Source organism: Methylosinus sp. R-45379 (assembly GCF_001644125.1).
Taxonomy (GTDB): domain Bacteria; phylum Pseudomonadota; class Alphaproteobacteria; order Rhizobiales; family Beijerinckiaceae; genus Methylosinus.
Window position 1 is genome coordinate 17,713 of record NZ_LUUM01000002.1, and the last position, 20,152, is coordinate 37,864.

At 66.6% G+C, this 20,152-nt stretch carries 16 protein-coding genes; 7 read left to right on the forward strand and 9 right to left on the reverse strand.

What is annotated here, in order from left to right; genetic code table 11:
- Positions 1-116: 116 nt before the first annotated feature.
- On the forward strand, positions 117-479 hold the full coding sequence (locus A1351_RS00520) for a Fic family protein (RefSeq protein ID WP_245291547.1): 363 nt from the start codon (positions 117-119) through the stop codon (positions 477-479).
- A gap of 44 nt (positions 480-523) precedes the next feature.
- On the opposite strand, the gene A1351_RS00525 is transcribed toward A1351_RS00520, so the two are convergent.
- Both A1351_RS00525 and A1351_RS00530 read right to left on the reverse strand, forming a co-directional pair.
- Entirely contained in the window at positions 524-2,941 is a 2,418-nt protein-coding gene (locus tag A1351_RS00525; protein WP_064031885.1) for a penicillin-binding protein 1A, read from the reverse strand.
- A 142-nt stretch (positions 2,942-3,083) separates the two neighbouring features.
- Complete coding sequence (locus A1351_RS00530) at positions 3,084-4,400, reverse strand: N-acetylmuramoyl-L-alanine amidase (RefSeq protein ID WP_245291543.1); 1,317 nt, start codon at positions 4,398-4,400, stop codon at positions 3,084-3,086.
- Positions 4,401-5,292: 892 nt separating this feature from the next.
- Between A1351_RS00530 and A1351_RS00540 the strand changes: the two genes are divergently transcribed.
- Positions 5,293-8,268, forward strand: coding sequence for an Rne/Rng family ribonuclease (locus A1351_RS00540; protein WP_064031887.1), 2,976 nt, complete (start codon positions 5,293-5,295; stop codon positions 8,266-8,268).
- A gap of 66 nt (positions 8,269-8,334) precedes the next feature.
- On the opposite strand, the gene A1351_RS00545 is transcribed toward A1351_RS00540, so the two are convergent.
- The 3 genes from A1351_RS00545 to A1351_RS00555 are packed head-to-tail and all read right to left on the reverse strand — an operon-like array spanning position 8,335 to position 9,801.
- Entirely contained in the window at positions 8,335-8,571 is a 237-nt protein-coding gene (locus tag A1351_RS00545) for a cysteine rich repeat-containing protein (RefSeq protein ID WP_026599082.1), read from the reverse strand.
- A gap of 26 nt (positions 8,572-8,597) precedes the next feature.
- A complete protein-coding gene (locus A1351_RS00550) occupies positions 8,598-9,485 on the reverse strand; it encodes a sterol desaturase family protein (RefSeq protein ID WP_024880653.1) in 888 nt (295 codons plus the stop codon).
- Positions 9,486-9,501: 16 nt separating this feature from the next.
- Positions 9,502-9,801, reverse strand: coding sequence for a hypothetical protein (locus A1351_RS00555; protein ID WP_051465433.1), 300 nt, complete (start codon positions 9,799-9,801; stop codon positions 9,502-9,504).
- 182 nt (positions 9,802-9,983) lie between these two features.
- On the opposite strand from A1351_RS00555, the gene A1351_RS00560 reads away from it, so the two are divergent.
- Both A1351_RS00560 and A1351_RS00565 read left to right on the forward strand, forming a co-directional pair.
- Positions 9,984-10,697 carry a response regulator gene (locus A1351_RS00560; protein WP_064031888.1) on the forward strand — a complete coding sequence of 238 codons (714 nt, stop codon included), beginning with the start codon at positions 9,984-9,986 and terminating at the stop codon, positions 10,695-10,697.
- Positions 10,694-12,031, forward strand: a complete 1,338-nt coding sequence (locus tag A1351_RS00565; protein ID WP_245291544.1) for an ATP-binding protein — start codon at positions 10,694-10,696, stop codon at positions 12,029-12,031. The genes A1351_RS00560 and A1351_RS00565 overlap by 4 nt, the downstream gene beginning before the upstream one ends.
- 9 nt (positions 12,032-12,040) lie before the next feature.
- Here the strand turns inward: A1351_RS00565 and A1351_RS00570 are convergent, their stop codons facing one another.
- Both A1351_RS00570 and A1351_RS00575 read right to left on the reverse strand, forming a co-directional pair.
- Positions 12,041-13,204 carry a pyridoxal phosphate-dependent aminotransferase gene (locus tag A1351_RS00570; RefSeq protein ID WP_064031889.1) on the reverse strand — a complete coding sequence of 388 codons (1,164 nt, stop codon included), beginning with the start codon at positions 13,202-13,204 and terminating at the stop codon, positions 12,041-12,043.
- A 62-nt stretch (positions 13,205-13,266) separates the two neighbouring features.
- On the reverse strand, positions 13,267-15,309 hold the full coding sequence (locus A1351_RS00575; RefSeq protein WP_064031890.1) for a M3 family metallopeptidase: 2,043 nt from the start codon (positions 15,307-15,309) through the stop codon (positions 13,267-13,269).
- A gap of 153 nt (positions 15,310-15,462) precedes the next feature.
- Between A1351_RS00575 and epsC the strand changes: the two genes are divergently transcribed.
- Positions 15,463-16,425 (forward strand): serine O-acetyltransferase EpsC, encoded by a 963-nt coding sequence (epsC, locus tag A1351_RS00580; protein ID WP_371441440.1) that lies wholly within the window; start codon positions 15,463-15,465, stop codon positions 16,423-16,425.
- 16 nt (positions 16,426-16,441) lie between these two features.
- Here epsC and A1351_RS00585 read toward each other — a convergent pair whose 3' ends face one another.
- The gene (locus tag A1351_RS00585; protein WP_026599077.1) at positions 16,442-16,717 is read right to left on the reverse strand and encodes a hypothetical protein; all 276 of its coding nucleotides are present in this window, start codon (positions 16,715-16,717) and stop codon (positions 16,442-16,444) included.
- Positions 16,718-16,851: 134 nt separating this feature from the next.
- Here A1351_RS00585 and A1351_RS00590 point away from each other — a divergent pair, with 134 nt between their 5' ends.
- Entirely contained in the window at positions 16,852-17,247 is a 396-nt protein-coding gene (locus A1351_RS00590; RefSeq protein WP_024880647.1) for a YidH family protein, read from the forward strand.
- Between the two features lie 33 nt (positions 17,248-17,280).
- Here the strand turns inward: A1351_RS00590 and A1351_RS00595 are convergent, their stop codons facing one another.
- Positions 17,281-18,150: a hypothetical protein gene (locus A1351_RS00595; RefSeq protein WP_064031919.1), complete on the reverse strand. Its 870-nt coding sequence runs from the start codon at positions 18,148-18,150 to the stop codon at positions 17,281-17,283.
- Positions 18,151-18,478: 328 nt separating this feature from the next.
- On the opposite strand from A1351_RS00595, the gene A1351_RS00600 reads away from it, so the two are divergent.
- Positions 18,479-20,098: a PepSY domain-containing protein gene (locus A1351_RS00600; RefSeq protein WP_083966982.1), complete on the forward strand. Its 1,620-nt coding sequence runs from the start codon at positions 18,479-18,481 to the stop codon at positions 20,096-20,098.
- The last annotated feature ends 54 nt before the right edge of the window (positions 20,099-20,152 follow it).

The following is a 20,152-nucleotide window of genomic DNA, read 5'->3' on the forward strand; positions in this document are numbered from 1 at the left end:
CTTCGCGCGCAGGCCGATCTCGACGCATTCGAAGCGGATGCGACGCACAACGGTTTTCCGAACCGCTGCCGACGGGGCGCTTCGGCGTTCGACATTATCGCGCCGTCCATCGCCATATTTTCGGAGACGTCTATCGCTGGGCCGGCTGTTTCCGTTCCGTCAGAATCGCCAAGGGCGCGAGCATGTTCTGCTACCCGGAGCATATCGCCGCCGAAATGGCGCGGATATTCGACGGCCTTCGAAACGACGGCTGTCTCAGGGATTTGCCCGTCGATCTCTTCGCCACGCGATCCGCTCGCTTCTTGTCCGAACTCAACGCCGTCCATCCGTTTCGAGACGGCAATGGCCGGGCGCAACTTGCATTTTTCGCGCTTCTCGCCGATCACGCGGGGCGCACGCCGAAGCTGCACAGACTGAAGGCGGAGTCCTTCCTCGCCGCCATGATCGAAAGTTTTCACGGCCGGGAGGAAAGCTCATAGTCGAGATCGGGCGTCTGGTATCCTGATCCGAACTCCCACCCCGCTCAGTACAACCCGCCCGTCCCGCTGCCCACCTGCTTGTCCACATCCTGCGCGGCGCCGGACTGGAGCCCGCCGTCGCTGCCGGCCGGGGAGTAGGAATCCGGCGGCGCTGTGCCGGGCTTGAAGGCTTCGAGGATGGAGCCGGAGCCCTTCGAGCGCAGGCCCGAATGCGGGTCGACCGTGATCAGCTTTATGCCCGGCGGCACGCGGAAAGGCACGTCGGGCTTGTCCTTCAGCGCCACCGTCATGAAGTCGCGGAAGATCGGCGCGGCATAGGTCGCCGCTTGCGCGCTCTTGCCCTCGCCGACCGGGCGGGGGCGATCGTAGCCGATATAGACGCCGACGGCGAGATCGGGCGAGAAGCCGACGAACCAGAGGTCCTTGGCCTCGTTGGTGGTGCCGGTCTTGCCGGCGAGATGCTTGCCCACCGCCTTGATCGACTGGCCGGTGCCGCGCTCGATGACGCCTTCCATGATCGAGGTGATCTGATAGGCGGTCAGCGGATCGAGCACCTGCTCGCGCTTGTCGATCAGCTTGGGCTCGTTCTGGCTCTCCCATTTGGGGGCGTCGCAGCCCAGGCACTGGCGCTCGTCATGGCGATAGATCGTCTTGCCCCAGCGGTCCTGAATGCGGTCGATCAGCGTCGCCTTCACGCGCTTGCCGCCATTGCAGAGCATGGAATAGGCGGTCACCATGCGCATCACCGTCGTCTCGCCGGCGCCGAGCGCCATGGGCAGATAGAGCGGCATGTCGTCGTAAATGCCGAAGCGCTTGGCGTATTCGGCGATCAGCGGCATGCCGACATCCTTGGCGAGGCGCACCGTCATCATATTCTTGGAATGCTCGACGCCGTAGCGCAGCGGATGCGCGCCAGTGCCGTGGGCGCCCTCGAAATTCTCCGGCGTCCAGCTCTCGCCATTGGCCTGCACGATGGTGATCGGCTCGTCGAGAATGGAGGAGGAGGGCGTGTAGCCATTGTCCAGCGCTGTGGCGTAGACGAAGGGCTTGAAGGAGGAGCCCGGCTGGCGCAGCGCCTGCGTCGCGCGGTTGAACTCCGACTGATCGTAGGAGAAGCCGCCGACCATGGCGAAGACGCGGCCCGTATACGGGTCCATCGCAACCATGGCGCCGGAGATTTCCGGGATTTGCCGCAGCCGATACTGCCCCGGGCGGCCGGAGAGCGGCTCGACATAGATGACGTCGCCCGGCGTCACTGCGGTGCGAATGCTGCGGCCGGCCCAGCGCATGCCCTCTTGCGAGAGCTGGCCGGTCTCGCGCTCGCGCGCCACCTCGCCGGATTTTTCGCGTCCGGGCTGCAGGCCGATGCGGGCGAAGCCGTCATTCGTCTCCAGCACCACGGCGAGACGCCAGGGCTTCACATCGCCCAGCGCCGGAATATCGGCGAGCGGCAGGCCCCAATCATAGGAGATGTCGATATGGCGCATCGGCCCGCGGAAGCCATGCGCCTCATCGAAGCGCACCAGACCGTCGGCCAGCGCCTTGCGGGTGATGGCCTGCATTTTGGGGTCGAGCGTCGAGCGCACCGAAAGGCCGCCCTCATAGAGCTTCTTGTCCCCATATTTGTCGAGCAGCTCGCGGCGCACCTCCTCGGCGAAATAGCCGGCGACATAGGTGTTGGGCGAGGTCACGCGCGGATTGACGCCGAGCGGCTCGGTCTTGGCCTTGTCGCCGTCCTTCTGCGAGACGAAGCCGTCGGCGACCATGCGGTCGATGACATAATTGCGGCGCTCGAGCGCACGGTCGCGATGCTGGAAGGGATGGTAGTTGTTCGGCGCCTTGGGCAGGGCGGCGAGATAGGCCGCCTCCGGTATCGTCAGCTCATAGACCGATTTGTTGAAATAGTTCAGCGCCGCGGCTGCGACGCCATAATTGCCGAGGCCGAGATAGATCTCGTTGAGATAGAGCTCGAGGATACGGTCCTTGGGATAGGCCGCCTCTATGCGGAAGGAGATCAGCGCCTCGCGAATCTTGCGCTCGAAGCTGCGCTCATTGCCGACGAGGAAGTTCTTGGCCACCTGCTGGGTGATGGTGGACGCGCCCTGCATATGGCGCCCGCCCTGGGCGAGGATCGAGGCCGCGCGGGCGATGCCCTCGAAATCGACGCCATTATGCGTGTAGAAATTCTTGTCCTCGGCCGAGATGAAGGCCTGCTTGACGAGCGGCGGAATCGCCGAGGTCGGCAGGAACAGCCGGCGCTCGCGCGAATATTCGGCGAGGATGGAGCCGTCATTGGCGTGGATGCGCGTCGTGACCGGCGGCTCGTAATTGCGCAATTGCGCCGTGTCCGGCAGATCCTTCGAGAATACGTAGACGACGCCGGCCGCCCCGGTCACGGCGATCAGGAAGACGATGGCGCCGGTCGCGAAGAGGAAGCCGAAGAACCGGACGAGCAGACGCATGAAGGATGATCCTCGAGGGAGACGCGTTGCTTCAAATCTGGAGCGCGTCGCGCCGACGGCGTCCCGTTTAGAGCAAATTTTGTCGTGACGGAAACCCGAATCGGCCTCCGGCCACCTCCATCCTTATCCCAATTTTTATGTTTTATTGTGGGCGCTGCGTCGTGGCCACGGCCTGAGAGGGCGCGCTGGCCTGAACCTGCGCTGGCTCCCGGCGCTCGTCGAAATAGCGCTCGATCGCCTGCGCCGTGGCCTCCGCGGCGCGCTCGCGCCATTCCGGCGACAGCAGTCGCGAGAGATCGCGCGTGCTGGACAAATAGCCGAGCTCCAGCAGAACGGACGGAATATCGAAGGCTTTCAGCACAACGAAGCCGGCCGAGCGGCTCGGATTCTTGTTGAGATGGCCGACCGTCTGCCAATAGGCGATCAGCGTGCGGGCGAAGACATGGCTATAGGCGCGCGTCTCGCGGCGGGTGAGATCATAGAGAATGTCGCCGACCTCGCCCGCTTCCTCGGATTTGCGCTCGAGCCCGGCGGCGCGATCGGCGAAATTCTCCTTCTCGGCGATCTTGGCCGCCTCTGAGTCGGAGGCGCGGGCGGAGACCGTGTACACCGTCGCCCCCTCCACGCTGGCCTCGCCCAGCGTATCGGCGTGGATCGAGAGGAACAGTTCCGCCCCGGCCTGGCGCGCGACGCGCACGCGCTCGTCGAGCGCCATGAAGGCGTCCTCATTGCGGGTGAGCAGAACGCGCAGCTTGCCGTCCGCCTCGAGCTTGCCCTTCAGCGCGCGGGCGAATTCGAGGACGATCGTCTTCTCCTGCTCGCCATGCGGGCCGGCCGCGCCGACATCGACTCCGCCATGGCCGGGATCGATGACCAGCAGCGGCTTGGCGTCGGCCGTGGGCGCCGGCGCCTCGGCCGCGGTTCTGGCGACGGGGGCAGGGGCGAGCCGGGCCGCCTCGGCGGCGAAGCTCGCGGCATCCGTTGGCTCGAGCTCGATGACGAGGCGCGGAGTGTCGAGCTTCGAATCGCTCGCGGCGCGAATGATCTTGGCCGGCCGCGCGAGGTCGATGACGATTCGCGAGCGTCCGGGCGCGAAATGACCGAATCGGAAGGAGGTCACGAGATCGTCGCCGCCGCGCTTGTCCTTGGCCGGGCGGCCGATCTCCGGGTCGAGGCGGAAGGCCATCTCCGGGAGATCGACGACGATTCGATAGGGATCGGCGACCGGAAATACCGTCGGATTCACCTCCGCCGTCGTCTCGAAGACCAGACGGGCGTGGTCCTTCTGCTGCTCCATGCGGACGGCGATGGCCGAGAGCGGCTCGGGCGCGGCCGGCCCGGCCGCTGCGGGCGAGCCGGCGAGGGCGAGACAGAGGGCCGCCGCCGCAAATCGCAGCGCAGGCGCACGTCGCCCGCCTCTCCGCGAAGGCCCGGCCCCCGTCGGTCGCTTCTCGTCCATGTTCTGAATCGCCCCGCTTGCGCGTTCGCCCGTTGATAATATGGCGCGGCTCGCGCATGCGCGCGACCCCGAAATCTTTCTGAGGATAACTGGTTAACGCTGCGTTAGAGCGCGTTCCGATCGAACGGAATTCGTTCGATCGATCAGAATTCGCACCAGAAAAGAGAATGATGGCGCGTTCCGATCGAACGGGTTCGTTCGATAGATCGGAACTCGCGCCCCAAAAGCGATCAATGGCGCGGAATCGTCCGATCGCTCGGAATTCGCTTCGAAAAAAAGAGAATTGCGCGCTTTTTCGGCCATTTCGGGCGCCAGCCTGTGGGCGGAGCCTTCGGCCAACTTGCGGTGTCGCCTTCGAGACATTATGTATGGAAACGTTCCGTGGAAGGGTTCGAAATACGCCTCGCGCAATTTCGGCATTTTACGGCGCCGGGAACCGTCTCGGGACGGACGGCGTTTTTTCCGCGGAACGAATTACGTTCGAATGCACGCCTCGCGCGCGGGTTCCGGACGGGCGGGCGCCGCCGTAAGGCGCTGTGACATAAGGTTTTTGTGACGAGCTCATGGCGAAGTCCATGACATGCCGCCAATCGAGGCCCCGCTCCGCGCGAGAGTATCGCGCGCCGGGGGGCGTATCGATTCGCGCTGTCGCGCCGAGCCGTCGTCACTTCGGCTCCTGGTCGGTCCCACTTCGGCGGCCGGTCGGGCCTCTCGCCCAGTTCGCCGGCGGTCGCGCCGGTTCGCGTATCCGATGTTTCGCGATCGACACCAACTCCCAGAAGACACGCGTCGACGCTCCGACGCTTCGCCGGACCGCGGTCGCATCGTCCCTCACGGGACGTTCGCTCGAGACCGCCGGCGTCGCCTCGCGTCGCGCCGCAAAGAGTTTCTCATGGCCAACAAAATGCTCATCGACGCCTCCCACCCGGAGGAAACCCGCGTAGTCGTGCTACGTGGCAATCGCGTTCAGGAATTCGACTTCGAAGCCGCCGACAAAAGGCCTCTGCGCGGCAATATCTATCTCGCCAAGGTCACGCGTGTGGAGCCTTCGCTCCAGGCCGCCTTCGTGGATTACGGCGGCAATCGCCACGGCTTTCTGGCCTTCGCCGAAATTCATCCTGATTATTATCAGATTCCCGTCGCCGATCGGATCGCTCTGCTCGAGGAGGAGAGCCGCGTCCATCAGCAGGAGGACGAGGAGCCGCGCTCCCATGGCGGTGGCGGTGGCGGAGGTCGTCGCCGCTCGCGCCGCCGCCATTCGGACGGCGCCGAGAAGCGCGCCAATTCCGACGAGGTGATTTCCGAGAGCGCTTCTGAGAGCGAGGAGACCGACGCCGCCGAGGAGGCTGTGTCGGCCGAGACGCCGGCGGAAGAGATCCGCGCCGAGAGCGCGGAGCCCGAATCGCTCGCCGAGAGCCCTTCTGCCGAGGCGAGCCCGCAGGAGGCCGACGAGGCCGAGCCGATCGCCATCGATCCGCAGGGCTTCGGCGTCGTCGAGGTCGGCCATGTCGAGGAAACGCCGGCCGAGCCGGCCGAGGCCGATCACGAGGTCAAGGCCCGTCGTCAGGACGAGCGGGACCAGAGCGAGCGCTATGTGGAGCATGAGGTCGAGCGCGAGGAGGCCGAGGCCCGCCGCCGCCGCGACGACGACCATGACGACGAGGAAGAGCACGAGGACGAGGAAGAGCACGTCGAGCATATCGGCGGCGACGCTATGGAAGAGGTGCCGCACCGGCCCTCGCGCTCGCGCCGTCAATATAAGATCCAGGAGGTCATCAAGCGCCGCCAGGTTCTGCTCGTGCAGGTCGTCAAGGAGGAGCGCGGCAACAAGGGCGCGGCGCTGACCACCTATCTCTCGCTCGCCGGCCGCTATTCCGTGCTGATGCCCAACACCGCGCGCGGCGGCGGCATCTCCCGCAAGATCACCGACGGCGCCGATCGCAAGCGCCTGAAGGAGATCGTGCAGGAGCTCGAGGTTCCGGAGGGCATGGGCGTCATTCTGCGCACCGCCGGCGCCACCCGCACCAAGGCCGAGGTCAAGCGCGACTTCGAATATCTCCTGCGCATGTGGGAGAGCGTGCGCGAATTGACCCTGCGCTCCAGCGCGCCGACGCTGGTCTATGAGGAAGGCTCGCTCATCAAGCGCGCCATCCGCGACCTCTACGGCCGCGACGTCGAGGAGGTCATCGTCTCTGGCGAGGAGTCCTATCGCGAGGCGAAGGACTTCATGCGCATGCTCATTCCGAGCCACGCCAAGAATGTCCGCCTCTATCGCGATCCCAATCCGATCTTCGCCTCGGCCGGCGCGGAGGCGCAGCTCGACGCGCTATTCTCCAATCAGGTGACGCTGAAGTCGGGCGGCTATCTCGTCATCAATCAGACCGAGGCGCTGGTCGCCATCGACGTGAACTCGGGACGCTCCACCCGCGAGCATAATATCGAGGACACGGCGCTGCGCACCAATCTGGAGGCGGCCGATGAGGTCGCCCGCCAGCTGCGACTGCGCGATCTCGCCGGCCTCATCGTCGTCGATTTCATCGACATGGAAGAGAGCCGCAACAATCGCGCCGTCGAGCGCCGCTTGAAGGATGCGCTGAAGAACGACCGCGCCCGCATTCAGGTCGGCCGCATCTCGCATTTCGGCCTGCTCGAAATGTCGCGCCAGCGCATTCGCGCCGGCGTGCTCGAGGGCTCGACCGTGCCTTGCCCGCATTGCGCCGGCGCCGGCACGGTGCGCTCCACCGCCTCGATCGCGCTGCATGTGCTGCGCGTGCTCGAGGATGCGCTCATCAAGAGCGCAGCGCATGACATCAGCCTGCGCACGCGCACTGTGGTGGCGCTCTATATTCTCAATCAGAAGCGCAACCATCTGCAGGCTCTGGAGCGCCGCTTCGGCGTCGCCATCACCGTCTCCGCCGACGACAGCCTGACCGGCACCTCTTATCATGCGCTGGAGCGCGGCGAGCCGGCCACCGGCGTGCGCGAGCTTCCGGCCCAGAACGCGCTGCGCGTCGATTCGCTCGCCGATCTCGAGGATGAGATCGAGTCGATCGAGGCCGAGCCGGTCGCGGAAGAGGACGAGATCGTCGAGCGCCGGCCCGAGGTCGCCGAGCGCCGGCCCGATGCCGCGCGACGCGAGGAGCGAGCCGCGCGCCCGCCCTTCGTCGAGGAAGAGGGCGACGATCAGCCGCGGGCGCGCCGTCGGCGCCGTCGTCGCGGACGCGGCGGCGGACTCTCCGGCGGAGAAGCGCCGGCGCCGGGCGCCGAGCAGCCGTCGGATGAAGGCCTCGCCATTGTCGCGGAGATCGACGGCGTTCCCACCGCGCCCTCCAATGAGGTTCCGCGTCCCGCCGAACGGGGTAGCCGCGGCGGACGCGGTCGCCGCGCCGGCCGTTGGACGCGCTCCTCGCCGCTGCCGCCCGAATTTCGCGAGCAGGGCGCTTTCCCGCTCGACGAGGGCGCCGCCGACACGGCCGTTTCCCCGGCCGAGGCGCATATCCCGCCTTATGAGGCGATCGAGGCGCCTCCGGCTCCCGTCGTGACGGAGTCCGCCACGATCATCGAGGCGTCGGTCCCGGAGGGTCCGGCTTCGGAAGCCCCCGCCTCGGAAGCGCCAGCCGATTCGGCTCCGCCGGTCGCGGCCGCCGCCCCTAGCGCGCCTGCGCCCGAGGCGCCTGCGGAGGCTTCGGCTCCCGCGGCCCCGGCGCCGGAGCCTGCGGCTCCGCCGTCTCCGATCGTGCATGAGGCCGCCGCTCCGCCGGCGCCGCCGCGCAAGTCGACCGAGACGATCATCACCGAGGCCGACCCCAATCGCCCCAAGAAGGGCGGCTGGTGGCAGCGGGCCAAGGCCTCGCTCGGCGGCGAGTGACGAAAAAAGCGCGACGGCCTCGAGCAGGCCGTCGCGCCTTTCTTTTCCGTGAGCTTACGTGCCGAGTTACTTGCCGAGCGCCTTCGCGCAATCCGGCCCGAGTTCCGATGCATGGTTCTGCAGGCAGGCGATGATGCGGCCGCCGCCCGGCATGACGCCGCTGCAGAAGCGCTGATAATCCTCCTTGCAGGCTTTCTTCATCGCATCGGCCTTGGCGCCGGCGGGCGCCGTCTGCGCTGCGGCCGGACCCGCGGCCAGGGCGAGCGCCACTGCGGCGAGGGCGTAAAGCGTCGTTTTATTCATCGTCATTCTCCTCTTTTTGAAAAAACTCAGGCTGTGATGGCCTTCGCCTCTCTGTGGCGGGGCGTTTCCTCGGATGCGCCGGGCGGCGCGAACAATGCCCGCAGCGCAGCGCGCCAATCGGCGGCGGCGGCGGCGTCGCGGAACATTGCGGCCCATTCACCGAGCGCGATCTTCAGCGGATTGAAGCTCGGCGTTCCGCCGACGAGCCCGTAGCGCAGCGCTTCCTGCTTCGGCGCCTCGGCGAATGTGCCGAACAGGCGATCGAAGACGATCAGCACGCCGCCGTAATTCCTGTCGAGACAGGATTCGTTGGAGGCGTGATGCACGCGATGATGCGCCGGCGTGTTCAGCACATATTCCAGCGCGCCCAAGCGCGGGCAGAACTCCGTATGGATGAAGAACTGGTAGAGCAGATTGCCGGTCAGCATCAGCGCTATGGCGATGGGGTGGAAGCCGATGAAGGCGAGCGGCAGGAAGAACAGGAAATTGCCCGAGAGCCCCGCCGTCCATCCGAGCCGCACCGCCGCCGTATAATTCATGCGCGTCGGTGAATGATGAACGCTATGCGTCGCCCACAGCCAGCGCACGCGATGCGAGGCGCGATGGTCCCAATAATAGAAGAATTCGACGCCGATGAAGAGCGCGACGAGAGCGAGCGCGCTGGTCGGATCGAAATCGAGGAGGCGATGCTCATAGGCGAAGGCGTAAGGCCCGGCCATGATCAGCGCCTCGGCCCCGCGCAGCAGCGAGCGCCCGAGCGCTACGCCCAGCGAAGCGGCGCTCTCGCGCAGATCGTGACGCTCGTGCGCGGTAAAACGCGCGAATGCATATTCGAGCGCCATGAAGCCGATGGCGGCGGCGAGAATGATCAGCCTCGCATGGAGGTCGATCGGGGAATTGGTGAGTTGCGGCATGATGGGTCTCCTGCTCTCAACGCGAGACGGAGCGCGTGTAGTCATAGGAGCGGCCGCGCGGACCAGAGCCTTGGCTGCTGACATTGCAGGAGCCGCCGCCGCAATTCGCCGAGCCGGAACGGCTCCAGGCTCCGCGAGGGCCGGAACCGCCGCCGCTCCAGGAGCACGAGCCGCCGGCGCAGCTTCGCGAGGAGCCCCAATTGCTCGTCCCGCGCGGACCGGTGAAAGAGCCGCTGCGAGTCCAGGCGTCGGCCTCGGACACGGCGGCGAATGTCATCAGCGCGGCCAGAGCCGGAGCGGCGATGGATCGAAACATGTGAAATCTCCTCTTCCTCTTGCCGTCGATGCTTCGACGTGAGGATGAGGATGCGCGCGCTTCGTCCTGCGCCGATCACCGCCGCGCGACTTTTCGTCTCCTTTTGTCGCGCTTTCGTAACATCGTGTAACAGCGCCTCTCGCGCTCTTGCCTGAAAGGCGCGGTGGATCGACATTTGCCTCATGAGCGCGCCCGCGGCCCGAATTCTGATGGTGGAGGACGATCCAGAGATCGGCCGGCTGGTCGGCGATTTTTTGCGCCGCGAGGGCTTCGAGCTCATTCTCGCTCAGGACGCGCGAGCGATGGACGAATCGCTCTCTCGCGCACGGCCGGATCTGTTGATCCTCGATCTGATGCTGCCGGGCGAGGACGGCCTCTCCATCTGCCGGCGCTTGCGCGCGAGCGATTCTCTGCCGATCCTGATGCTGACGGCGAAAAGCGACGAGATCGATCGCGTCGTCGGCCTCGAAATGGGCGCCGATGATTATCTGACGAAGCCTTTCGGGCCGCGCGAATTGCTCGCCCGCGTGCGCGCGCTGCTGCGCCGTGCGCAGGCGGAGCCGAGCCGGCCGGCGAGCCGGCGCTATTCTTTCGATCGCTTCGTGCTCGATCTCGACGCGCGCAACTTCGAATCCGCCGGCGCGCCGATCGCGCTGACCAGCGCGGAATTCGATTTGCTCGCCTGTTTCGCCCAGCATCCGCGCCGCGTGCTGACGCGCGATCAATTGCTCGATTGGACGCATGGCCGCAACGCCGATCCTTTCGATCGCGCGATCGACATGCTGGTCTCGCGCCTGCGCAAGAAGCTCGATGCGGCGGGCGCGAGCGGCGATCTCATCGCCACTGTGCGCAATGGCGGCTATTTGTTCAAAGCCGAGGTTCGGCGCCTCTCATGATGTCGCGCTGGACCATAGCCGCGCGCCTCACGCTCATCGTCATCGTGAGCCTGACCGCCGTTTGGGTCGCCGCCATCGCCGCTCTCTATCGCTTCACCGCGGATGAGAGCGCGCGCGCACGGCCGACCCCCGAACATGTCGCCGCCGTCGTCGAGCTGATCGAGCGCACGCCGCCGCAAATGCGCGCGCTGGCGCTGGAGGCGGTGGCGTCGCCGCTATTCGCGCCGCGGCTTCTGCCGGCCGGCGTGGTCGCGGCGCCGTCCGGTCCGCTCGTCGCGGAAGACATTCGCCGCGACTATGCCGCCGCGCTGGACGGCCGCGCGCTGGTTTTGGAATGGCGCCCCACTTTGCCGATCGGCCGCCGATTTCCGCGTCTCGCGGGCGCGCTCTCTAATGCGCTCGAGTTCCGCATCTCATTGAGCGGCGGCGAGACTCTGCTCATCGACACGCGCGGCGCGATGATGGTGGCGCGTTCGGGCGTTCCGGTCGGGCTGCTCGCCGGCCTTTTCGGCACGCTCGTGGCGCTCGCCGCGCTGCTCGTCATGCATCGCGAGACGAAGCCGATCGCGCGTCTCGCCGCCGCGGTCGACGCGATCGATCTTTCCGGCGAGCCGGCGTTGCTGCCGCGCCAGCGCGGCAATGCGCCGGAAGTGCGCGCGCTCGTCGCCGCCTTCGAGCGATTGCAGGCGCGGCTCTTCGGTCTCCTGCGCGCGCGCATGGCGCTGATCGGCGGCATTTCGCATGACGTGCGCACATTCGCGACGCGCCTGCGGCTGCGCGTCGAAGCGATCGCCGACGATGGCGAGCGGAGCCGCGCCATTGCGGATATAGACGATATGATCCGGCTGCTCGACGATGCGCTTCTCTCGAGCCGCGCCGGCGCGGGTGAGCTCGCGCGCGAGATGATCGATGTCGCGGCGCTGCTTCGCGCCGAGATCGAGGATCGCGCGCAGAGCGCAGCTGTCGATATAGATTTGGGCGGCGTCGCCGATGCGATCGTTCTCGGAGATCGATTGGCGCTACGTCGCGTCTTCGCCAATCTTATCGACAATGCGCTGAAATATGGCCATGCCGCGCACGCTTCTCTCACATTGCGCGGCGCCTGCGTCGAGATCGCCGTCGAGGACGAAGGGCCGGGAATCCCGGAGGCGCAGCGCGCGCTGATGCTGGAGCCGTTCAGCCGGCTGGAGACATCGCGCAGTCGCGGCGCGGGCGGCGCCGGCCTCGGCCTCGCCATTGTGCGCGCGCTCGTCGAGGCGCATGGCGGCGAGGTGACGATCGGCCGTGCCTCGAAAGGCGGCGCGCGCGTCGCCGTTACGCTGCCTTTGTTTTAAAAGGTCGGTTCACTTTCCGAGCCAAGCCGCGAGGCGCTCGAGGCCGAGACGCACCTCGCTCTCCGGCCCGGCGTAGGAGAAGCGCAGCATGCGCTTGCCGCGCGCGCGATCGAAATCGATTCCGGGTGTGACGGCGACGCCGGCCTCCTCCAGCATGCGCTTGCAGAAGGCGGCCGAATCCGCGGAAAAGCGCGAGATATCGGCGTAGATGTAAAAGGCGCCGTCCGGCGGCGCGAAATCGGCGAAGCCCAAGCGCGGCAGACGCTCCAGCAGCAGCGCGCGGCTGCGCGCATAGCCGGCCTTCACCGCCTCGAGCTCCGCCTTCGCGTCGAAAGCCTCGAGCGCGGCGATCTGCGCCAGCGTCGGCGCGGAGATGGCGAGCGATTGTTGCAGCCGCTCCATCGGCCGCACCAAGGATTCTGGCGCGACCAGCCAGCCGAGCCGCCAGCCGGTCATCGCATAATATTTGGAGAAACTGTTCACGACGATGGCGTTGCGCGAATGCGCCAGCGCCGTCTCGCAAGCGCGCTCATAGGAGAGGCCGTGATAGATCTCGTCGGAGACGAAAAGAATTCCGGCGTCCTCGCAAAAGGCGCAGATTTTTTCAAATTCGTCGCTCGGAATCATCGCGCCGGTCGGATTGGCCGGGCTCGCCAGCAGCGCGCCGTCGAGGCGCTTTGCGCGATGCGCCGCCTCGAGCAGAGCGGCGGTCGGAGAATAGCGCGTGTCGGCGCCGACATCGATCAGCACGGGCTCGAGGCCGAGCGAGGCGAGGATATTGGCGTAGGCCGGATAGCCCGGCGCCGTCATGGCGATGCGCGCGCCCGGATCGAAACCAGCGAGAAAGGCCAGCAGAAAAGCGCCCGACGATCCGGTGGTGACGATGACGCGCTCCGGCGAGACTTCGACGCCATAGGCCTCGCCATAATGGCGCGCGATGCGCTGGCGTAGCGCTGGCCGGCCGAGCGCTTCCGCATAGCCGATGGCGCCTTCGGCGAGCGCGCGCGCCGCGGCCTCGCGCACGGCGAGCGGCGCCGGCGCGCCGGGCTCGCCCAGCTCCATATGGACGATGCGGCGGCCCTGCCGCTCGAGCTCGCGCGTTTCGCTCAGCACATCCATCGCGATGAAGGGCGCGATGGCGCTGCGTTTGGAAGGGGAGGGAGGCGTCGTCATGCGATCAGCATAGCGGCGACGAATATGACATTCGTGGGGCGCGCCGCTGCGCTCTCGTTCGGCTAACGGGCGAAGCCGCGCTGGCGCAGCAGCGCATCGACATTCGGCATGCGGCCGCGGAAGGCGACATAGGCCTCGGCCGGGTCCTGCGTTCCGCCGGCGGCGTAGATGTGACGGCGCAAGCGTTCGGCAATGTCGGGCGCGAAAGGATCGCCGGCCTCGAGGAAAGCCTCATAGGCGTCGGCGTCGAGCGTCTCCGCCCAGAGATAGGAGTAATAGCCGGCCGAATAGCCGTCGCCGGCGAAGACATGGGTGAAATGCGGCGTCCTGTGGCGCATCACGATCTCTTCCGGCATCGATATGCGCGCGAGGCTCTCGCGCTCGAAGCGAGGCGCGTCGAAGCTCTCGTCTATGGCGCTTTCGTGCAGATCGAGATCGACATAGGCGGAGGCGCAGAATTCGACGCTGGCGAAGCCCTGGTTGAAGTGCCGCGACTTTTGGATGCGCTCGAGCAATTCCTCCGGCATGGGCGCGCCGGTCTCGGCGTGGCGCGCGAAGCTACGGAGAATTTCCGGCTCCAGCAGCCAATGCTCGTAGAGCTGCGAGGGCAGCTCGACGAAATCGCGCGCGACATTGGTGCCGGCGACGAGCGGATAGGTGACGTCCGACAACATGCCGTGCAGCGCATGGCCGAACTCATGGAACAAAGTGTGCGCGTCGTCGAGGCTGAGCAGCGTCGGCGCGCCATCGGGCGCGCGTGAGAAGTTCAGCACATTGACGACGATGGGACGAATGCGTCCGCTGAGATTTTCCTGGCTACGGAATTCCGACATCCAGGCGCCGCCGCGCTTGGAGGGGCGCGCGAAATAATCGCCGAGGAAGAGCGCGACATGCTCGCCCTTCGCATCGCGGACATCGAAGGCGCGCACGCTCGGGTGATAGAGATCGAGCCCTTCTACCTCGACGAAGGAGAGGCCGAACAAACGCTCCGCGACATGAAAGGCGGCGGCGATCATCTGATCGAGCTGGAAATAGGGACGCAGCTCCGCCTGGTCGAGATCATAGCGGTCCTTGCGCACGCGCTCGGCGTAATGGCGCCAGTCGGAGGCGCCGATCGCGACATTGGCGCCGTCGCGTTCGGCGAGCGCCTGCAGATCGTCGCGCTCCGCCTTCGCCGCGGCGAGCGCCGGCGCCCAGACGCGACCCAAGAGCTCGCGCACCGCTGTCGGCGTCTTCGCCATAGTGTCGTCGAGCTTATAGGCGGCGAAATTGGCGAAGCCATTGAGGCGCGCGCGCTCCTCGCGCAGACGCAAAATCTCGGCGATCAGCGCGCGATTGTCGGTCGCGCCGCCATTCTCGCCGCGGCTGGCCCAGGCGCGAAAGGCGGTCTCGCGCAGATCGCGGCGCGTCGAGCTCTGCAGAAAAATCTCGACGCTCGAGCGCGCCAGAGTGACGCCATATTTGCCCGGCGCGCCGCGCTCGCGCGCGACATTGGCGGCGGCGGCGCGAAAATCCTCGGAGAGGCCGTCGAGATCGGTCTCGTCGAGCAGCAGAAGATAATCGGCCTCGTCGGCGAGAACATTCTGCGCGAAAGCGGTGGTGAGATTGGCGAGGCGCTCGGATATTTCGGCCATGCGGCGCTTCGCCGTCTCGTCGAGCTTCGCGCCGGCGCGCAGGAAGCGCTTATGCGTCAGCTCCAGCACGCGCGCCTGCTCGTCGGTCAGCGCCAGCGCGTCGCGGCGGGCATAGAGCGCATCGACGCGGGAAAACAGCGCGGCATTCAGCAATATTTCATTCTCGTGCCGCGCCAGCGCGCCGGATATGTCGCGCTCGATCTCCTGCAGCTCGGGCGTGGTGTCGGTCGCGGCGACATTCCAGAAGACGCCGCCGACGCGCGCGAGGAGGCGGCCGGAGCGCTCGAGAGCGGCGATCGTGTTCTCGAAATCGGGCGGCGAAGGATCATCGGCGATGCGCGCGATCTCGGCCAGATTTTCCGCCATGGCGGCCTCGAAGGCGGGACGGTAGTGCTCGGCCTTCAGCGCGCCGAAGGCCGGCAGGCCGAAAGCTTTGGTCGAGGCGGAGAGCAGCGGATTTTCGGTCGTCATCGGATCCCTCGGACTTCGCGGGAGATTTAAGGGCTCGGAGGCCGACGCGCCAGCCGACTCGGCGGTTGTTGTCGATCCTTTAGTAGTGTAGTAGATTTATAGACTGAATATAATGAGGCGACGGTTTCCGCCGCCTGTCGAAGGAGCGGCGCGGTGACGGAAGCAAAGCATGGGCCGCATGCAGGAAATGGGTCCGAGTTCAGCGGCTTTCCGCAGCTCGGCCGCATCGTCGCGGAGCTCGGCGAATTGCGCCGCGCCGCGCAGAAGCGCCGCTATCGCGACGGGCGCCTGCCCGAGCTGCCCTCGCGCGAGGCGACGATGGAAATCATCGATGGGCTCGCGGCGAGCCTCTATCCGCGCCATTTCGGTCCGCCGGAGCTGACCACCGACGGCGCCGACGGCTTCGTGCTCTACACGCTGGACAAGAGCCTGCGCGCCTTGCGCGAGCAGGTGCGCCGCGAGCTGCAATTGCTGGCCAATGGCTCCGACGACGGAACCATCGACCATCGCTCGCACGCGCATGAGATCGTCGATGCATTCGCGCAGGCGCTGCCGCGGATACGCGCGCTGCTCGACACCGATATTCGCGCCGCCTATGAGGGCGATCCTGCGGCCAAGAGCCTCGACGAGGTGGTGTTCTCCTATCCCGGCCTTTCGGCGATCATTCGCCACAGGCTCGCGCATCGTCTCTATCTGCTCGGCGCGCCCATGCTCGCGCGGCTCGTCTCGGAGATCGCGCATTCGGCGACGGGAATCGACATTCATCCCGGCGCGGAGATCGGCGAAGCCTTCTTCATCGATCACGGCACCGGCGTCGTCATCGGCGAGACCGCCGTCATCGGCAAGAATGTGCGGCTCTATCAGGCGGTGACGCTGGGCGCCAAACGATTCGAGGTCGATGCGGACGGCGCGCTGGTGAAGGGCGGCGCACGTCATCCGATCATAGAGGACGATGTGGTGATCTACGCCGGCGCCACAGTGCTCGGCCGCATCACCATCGGCCGCGGCTCGGTGATCGGCGGCAATGTCTGGCTGACGCATGGCGTGCCGGCGGGCAGCAATGTCACGCAGGCGAAGCCGCTGAGCGAATCCTTCACCTTCGGCGCCAGCATCTGATCGTCACGGTCGAGCGTCACGGCGCCAGCTCGGGGGCGCTCGCCGCCGGCTCCTCCTTCGCTTCTATGTCGCCCGTCGGCGCGCTATGCGCGGACAGCGCCGAGCACAGCGCCGCCGCATTGTCCCATGTGCAGGTGGTCGCGCCGATTCCGCGCGTGCATGTGCATCGGTAGAGCACGCCCGCCACGCATCGCGTGGCGCCGGAGTCGTTCGTCGATCGACAATCCTGGGCGGCGGCGGCGCTCGCGGCGATCACAATGGCGGCCGTGAGGCTTCGCATCGGATAAATCATGACGGATGCTCCGAAGATGTCTGCGGATCGACCCCGGGCTATCTATCGCGTCGTCGAAGGGGTTCAATACGCGTCGACTCGTCGCGCCCGCGACCGCGCGAATCGCGTTCCCCGGCCGCGAGAGAGGAGACGCCATGATTCGCGATTATGTCAGCCACGCCGCCAATGAGCGGACGTTTCTCGCATGGGTTCGCACCGGCATTGCGATCATGGCGCTCGGCTTCGTGATCGAAAAATTCGACCTTTTCGTGCATACGATCAGCATCACGCTACCGGAGGTAGAGCGCGGTCCGATCTTGCAGCGTTTCGAAAAATTGTCGGGACCATTGACGAGCGGTGGAGGCGGCGGCCTGCTGGTGCTCGGAGGAGTCGCGCTGATCGTCGTCGCAACCGTGCGTTTCATCCGCACGCGGCGTCTCATCGCCGACGAGGCGCAGCATGGTTTCGACGCTGGCGTGTTCGAGCTTGTCGTTCTCGCCGCTCTGCTGCTGCTCGGCTCGGGATTCGTCGTCTATCTCGCGATCGGCTGACGCGGCGCGACGATCGCGCTTGTCGCGACCGCTTCACCGACCATGCGTGCCCGTCGCGGGGAGGTCTTCCTCGAGCGGCTCGATCGGCGCCGGCGCCTCGTGCTGCGGCGCGCGCCGCGGCCCGCCTTCCTGTTCGGCGCGGCGGAATTCCTCATATCCCTCGTAGATCGGCGCGAGCAGGCCGTTGCATTCCGAGCGCGACAATTTCGTCTTGTGCATGAGAATCTCGACGATGCGCTCCAGCTCCTTTTGCAAATGCCGCAGTCGCATCGCCGTGACCGATTGCAGCTCCTCGAAGATGGAGAAGCTCAGCCGCTGCTTCTCCTCCTCGGAGAGCGAGGCGGTGTAATGCGTCTTGTGCATGAAGGACTGCGCCAGACGAAAGGCGGTGTTCATATTGCGGTCGTCGACGCCGTCCTGCGGCGGCGCGCCGAGGAAAATGTGCTCGGCGATGCGCGGCGCGAGCGCGCGCATCGCATGCAGCGCATCCTTGTCGGCCGGCGTCGCGAGATCATTGATGAAATGGGCGACGCCTTTCTCCTGCTCGAATTGCACATCGGCGAGCCAGAGATCGGAGCCGGCGCGTCCAGAGCCGCGAAACAGCGAGACGCTGTGTGTGCGCAAGCCGCCGGTCGCCGAGATCAGCATGATGCCGGCGGCGCGCGTCGCCGTGCGTCGCCGTCCCGATGTGTCGGGATCGGTGGGGGCCATGCGCTTGCTCACGGCGCGGCGCATAGCGCGCGCGGCCTTCTCGGCGCGCAGGCGCTCGGCCTCTATGCGCTGCTGCTCGCGCAGCGCGGCGAGCGCCTGCTCGCGCGCCGCCATCGCCTCCGCGTCGATCGTCGACGTCTCCGCCTTGCTCGGCTTCGTCTTGCGTCGCGTATGCGCGATATAGGTGCCCACGCCGCTCCTCCGCAGAGCGCTCGGCTCATCGATCGCGATCTCATGAAATGTCGCGAGCGTCCGAGGCGCAGGAGAAACGCTAGCGCCGAAGACGACGGCTTCGCGATTGTGGAGATTCCCCCTGTGGCGAACACGCAATCCTGCGCGGGGAGGGGGCTGCCGGCGCGGCGGCGATCGCCGTCCATCGCCCTGCGAAGGCGGGGAAAAGCGGATATATTCCTATTTACCTAGTCGTGTTTATCAATTAAATTTCGCGGCGATTTTTTCCTGATTTCGCCGTGGGCGGAACCGCCGCCGCGGCCATTCAGCGCGAGGCGGAGCGTCACGAATGTCGATCTTGCTCTTTCTGCACCGATGGGTGGGCGTCGTATTGGCGCTGTTCATGCTCGTCTGGTTCTCGACCGGATTTTCCATCACCTTCATCGGCTCGCCGACAATCGATCGCGCGCAGCGGCTGGCGCATGCGCCGGCGCTTCTTCCGCAGGACGGCTGGCTCTCGCTGGGCGAGGCGCTGAGCGCCAGCGCCGCGGCTCGCGCGCAGGCCGTGAAGGCCAGCGGCGAGGCTGCCGGCGGCGGCATGGGGCATGGCGGTGGAATGGGAGGCGGCGGCCGTCACGAGCATGGCGGCGGCGCCAAGGCCGAGAGCGGCCTCGCCGACGCGCGGCTGCTGCGGCTGGGCGAGGAGCCGATCTGGCTCATCGAGGACGACGCCGGCCGGCGCTTCGCCCTGTCGGCGACGAATGGCGCGCTGGTCGAGCTCGACCCGCAGGCGGCGGAGCGAATCGCCCGCGACTGGCTCGGCGCGCCCTCGCTGCTCTATCTCGACACGGTGGATGCGGCCGTCGGCGTGCGCAACGCCGAGTCGCTGAAGCCGCTGCATCGATTCGCGACGGGCGACGCCGCGGGCACGCAGATCATCGTCTCGGCGCGTACAGGCGAGGTCGCGCAAGTATCGACGCGAGTCGAGCGCGCTTTCATCTACGCCGGCAATTGGCTGCATCTCTTCCGCTGGCTGGATGTGCTCGGCGCCGGCGATTATCGCCGCGACGCGCTGACCTATGTCGGATTTTTCGCCGCCATCGGCGCCTTCAGCGGCATCGTCATCGGCTGGATCAAATGGAAGCCGGGATTTTTCGGCCGTCCGACCTATGCGCGCGGACGCACGCAGCCCTATCGCGAGACCTGGCCGAAATATCATTTCTGGGCCGGACTCATCGGCGGGACTTTCGCTTTCTTCTGGGCGGCGAGCGGCTTTCTCTCCACCAATCCCGGGCAGATCTTCTCGCAGGCGACCGCGAGCCGGGAGGAGCTGGCGCGCTATCGCGGCGCCGCGCTTCCGCAGGCTTTCGCCGATTGGCGGCCCACAGCCGCGCTCGGCCTCGCCGCCGATGTCGTCGAGCTGTCCTGGAGCCGCCTCGGCGAGGAGGCGCTGCTGCTCGCGCAATCGCGTGACGGCGCGCGCCGCGCCGTCGCCGTTCCGGGCGCCGTCGCCGGCCTCGGCGAGCAATCGCTTCTCGCCGCCGCGACTCGGCTGAAGGAGGGCGTCGCCATCGCCGGCGCCGAGACGCTCGCCGATTACGATTCCTATTATTTCGCCAATCATCGGCAGACGGCGCTCGACAAGCCCTTGCCCGTGCTGCGCGTCGATTTCGCCGACGCCGAGCATACGTCTCTCTATGTCGATCCGACAGACGGCCGCCTGCTCGCGAAATTCGACACGAGCCGGCGCGTCTATCGCTGGGTCTATTCGGCCGTGCATCATTGGGATTTCGGCTGGTTCCGCAATCATTGGCTCTGGTGGGGCTGGATGGGCGTCTGGGTCTCCTTCGGCGTCGCGCTGAGCGCCAGCGCCGTGGTGCTGGCATGGCGGCGCCTGCGGCGCTCCATTCCCGTCCCCCAGGCGGCGAGCGGCGAAAGGCGCGCCAGACGCGCTACGCAAACCGCCTGACAGGCGTCCGCTCCGGCCGGAACTCTCTATTTTCATCATAGGGTTGAGAGAAAA

Coding starts and splice junctions, on each gene's coding strand:
- A1351_RS00570 (WP_064031889.1), bottom strand. CDS start 13,204: ATGACGACGCCTCCCTCCCCTTCCAAACGCAGCGCCATCGCGCCCTTC.
- A1351_RS00575 (WP_064031890.1), bottom strand. CDS start 15,309: ATGACGACCGAAAATCCGCTGCTCTCCGCCTCGACCAAAGCTTTCGGC.
- A1351_RS00555 (WP_051465433.1), bottom strand. CDS start 9,801: ATGTTTCGATCCATCGCCGCTCCGGCTCTGGCCGCGCTGATGACATTC.
- A1351_RS00600 (WP_083966982.1), top strand. CDS start 18,479: ATGTCGATCTTGCTCTTTCTGCACCGATGGGTGGGCGTCGTATTGGCG.
- A1351_RS00565 (WP_245291544.1), top strand. CDS start 10,694: ATGATGTCGCGCTGGACCATAGCCGCGCGCCTCACGCTCATCGTCATC.
- A1351_RS00545 (WP_026599082.1), bottom strand. CDS start 8,571: ATGAATAAAACGACGCTTTACGCCCTCGCCGCAGTGGCGCTCGCCCTG.
- A1351_RS00590 (WP_024880647.1), top strand. CDS start 16,852: ATGATTCGCGATTATGTCAGCCACGCCGCCAATGAGCGGACGTTTCTC.
- A1351_RS00530 (WP_245291543.1), bottom strand. CDS start 4,400: ATGGACGAGAAGCGACCGACGGGGGCCGGGCCTTCGCGGAGAGGCGGG.
- A1351_RS00525 (WP_064031885.1), bottom strand. CDS start 2,941: ATGCGTCTGCTCGTCCGGTTCTTCGGCTTCCTCTTCGCGACCGGCGCC.
- A1351_RS00560 (WP_064031888.1), top strand. CDS start 9,984: ATGAGCGCGCCCGCGGCCCGAATTCTGATGGTGGAGGACGATCCAGAG.
- A1351_RS00550 (WP_024880653.1), bottom strand. CDS start 9,485: ATGCCGCAACTCACCAATTCCCCGATCGACCTCCATGCGAGGCTGATC.
- A1351_RS00540 (WP_064031887.1), top strand. CDS start 5,293: ATGGCCAACAAAATGCTCATCGACGCCTCCCACCCGGAGGAAACCCGC.
- A1351_RS00585 (WP_026599077.1), bottom strand. CDS start 16,717: ATGATTTATCCGATGCGAAGCCTCACGGCCGCCATTGTGATCGCCGCG.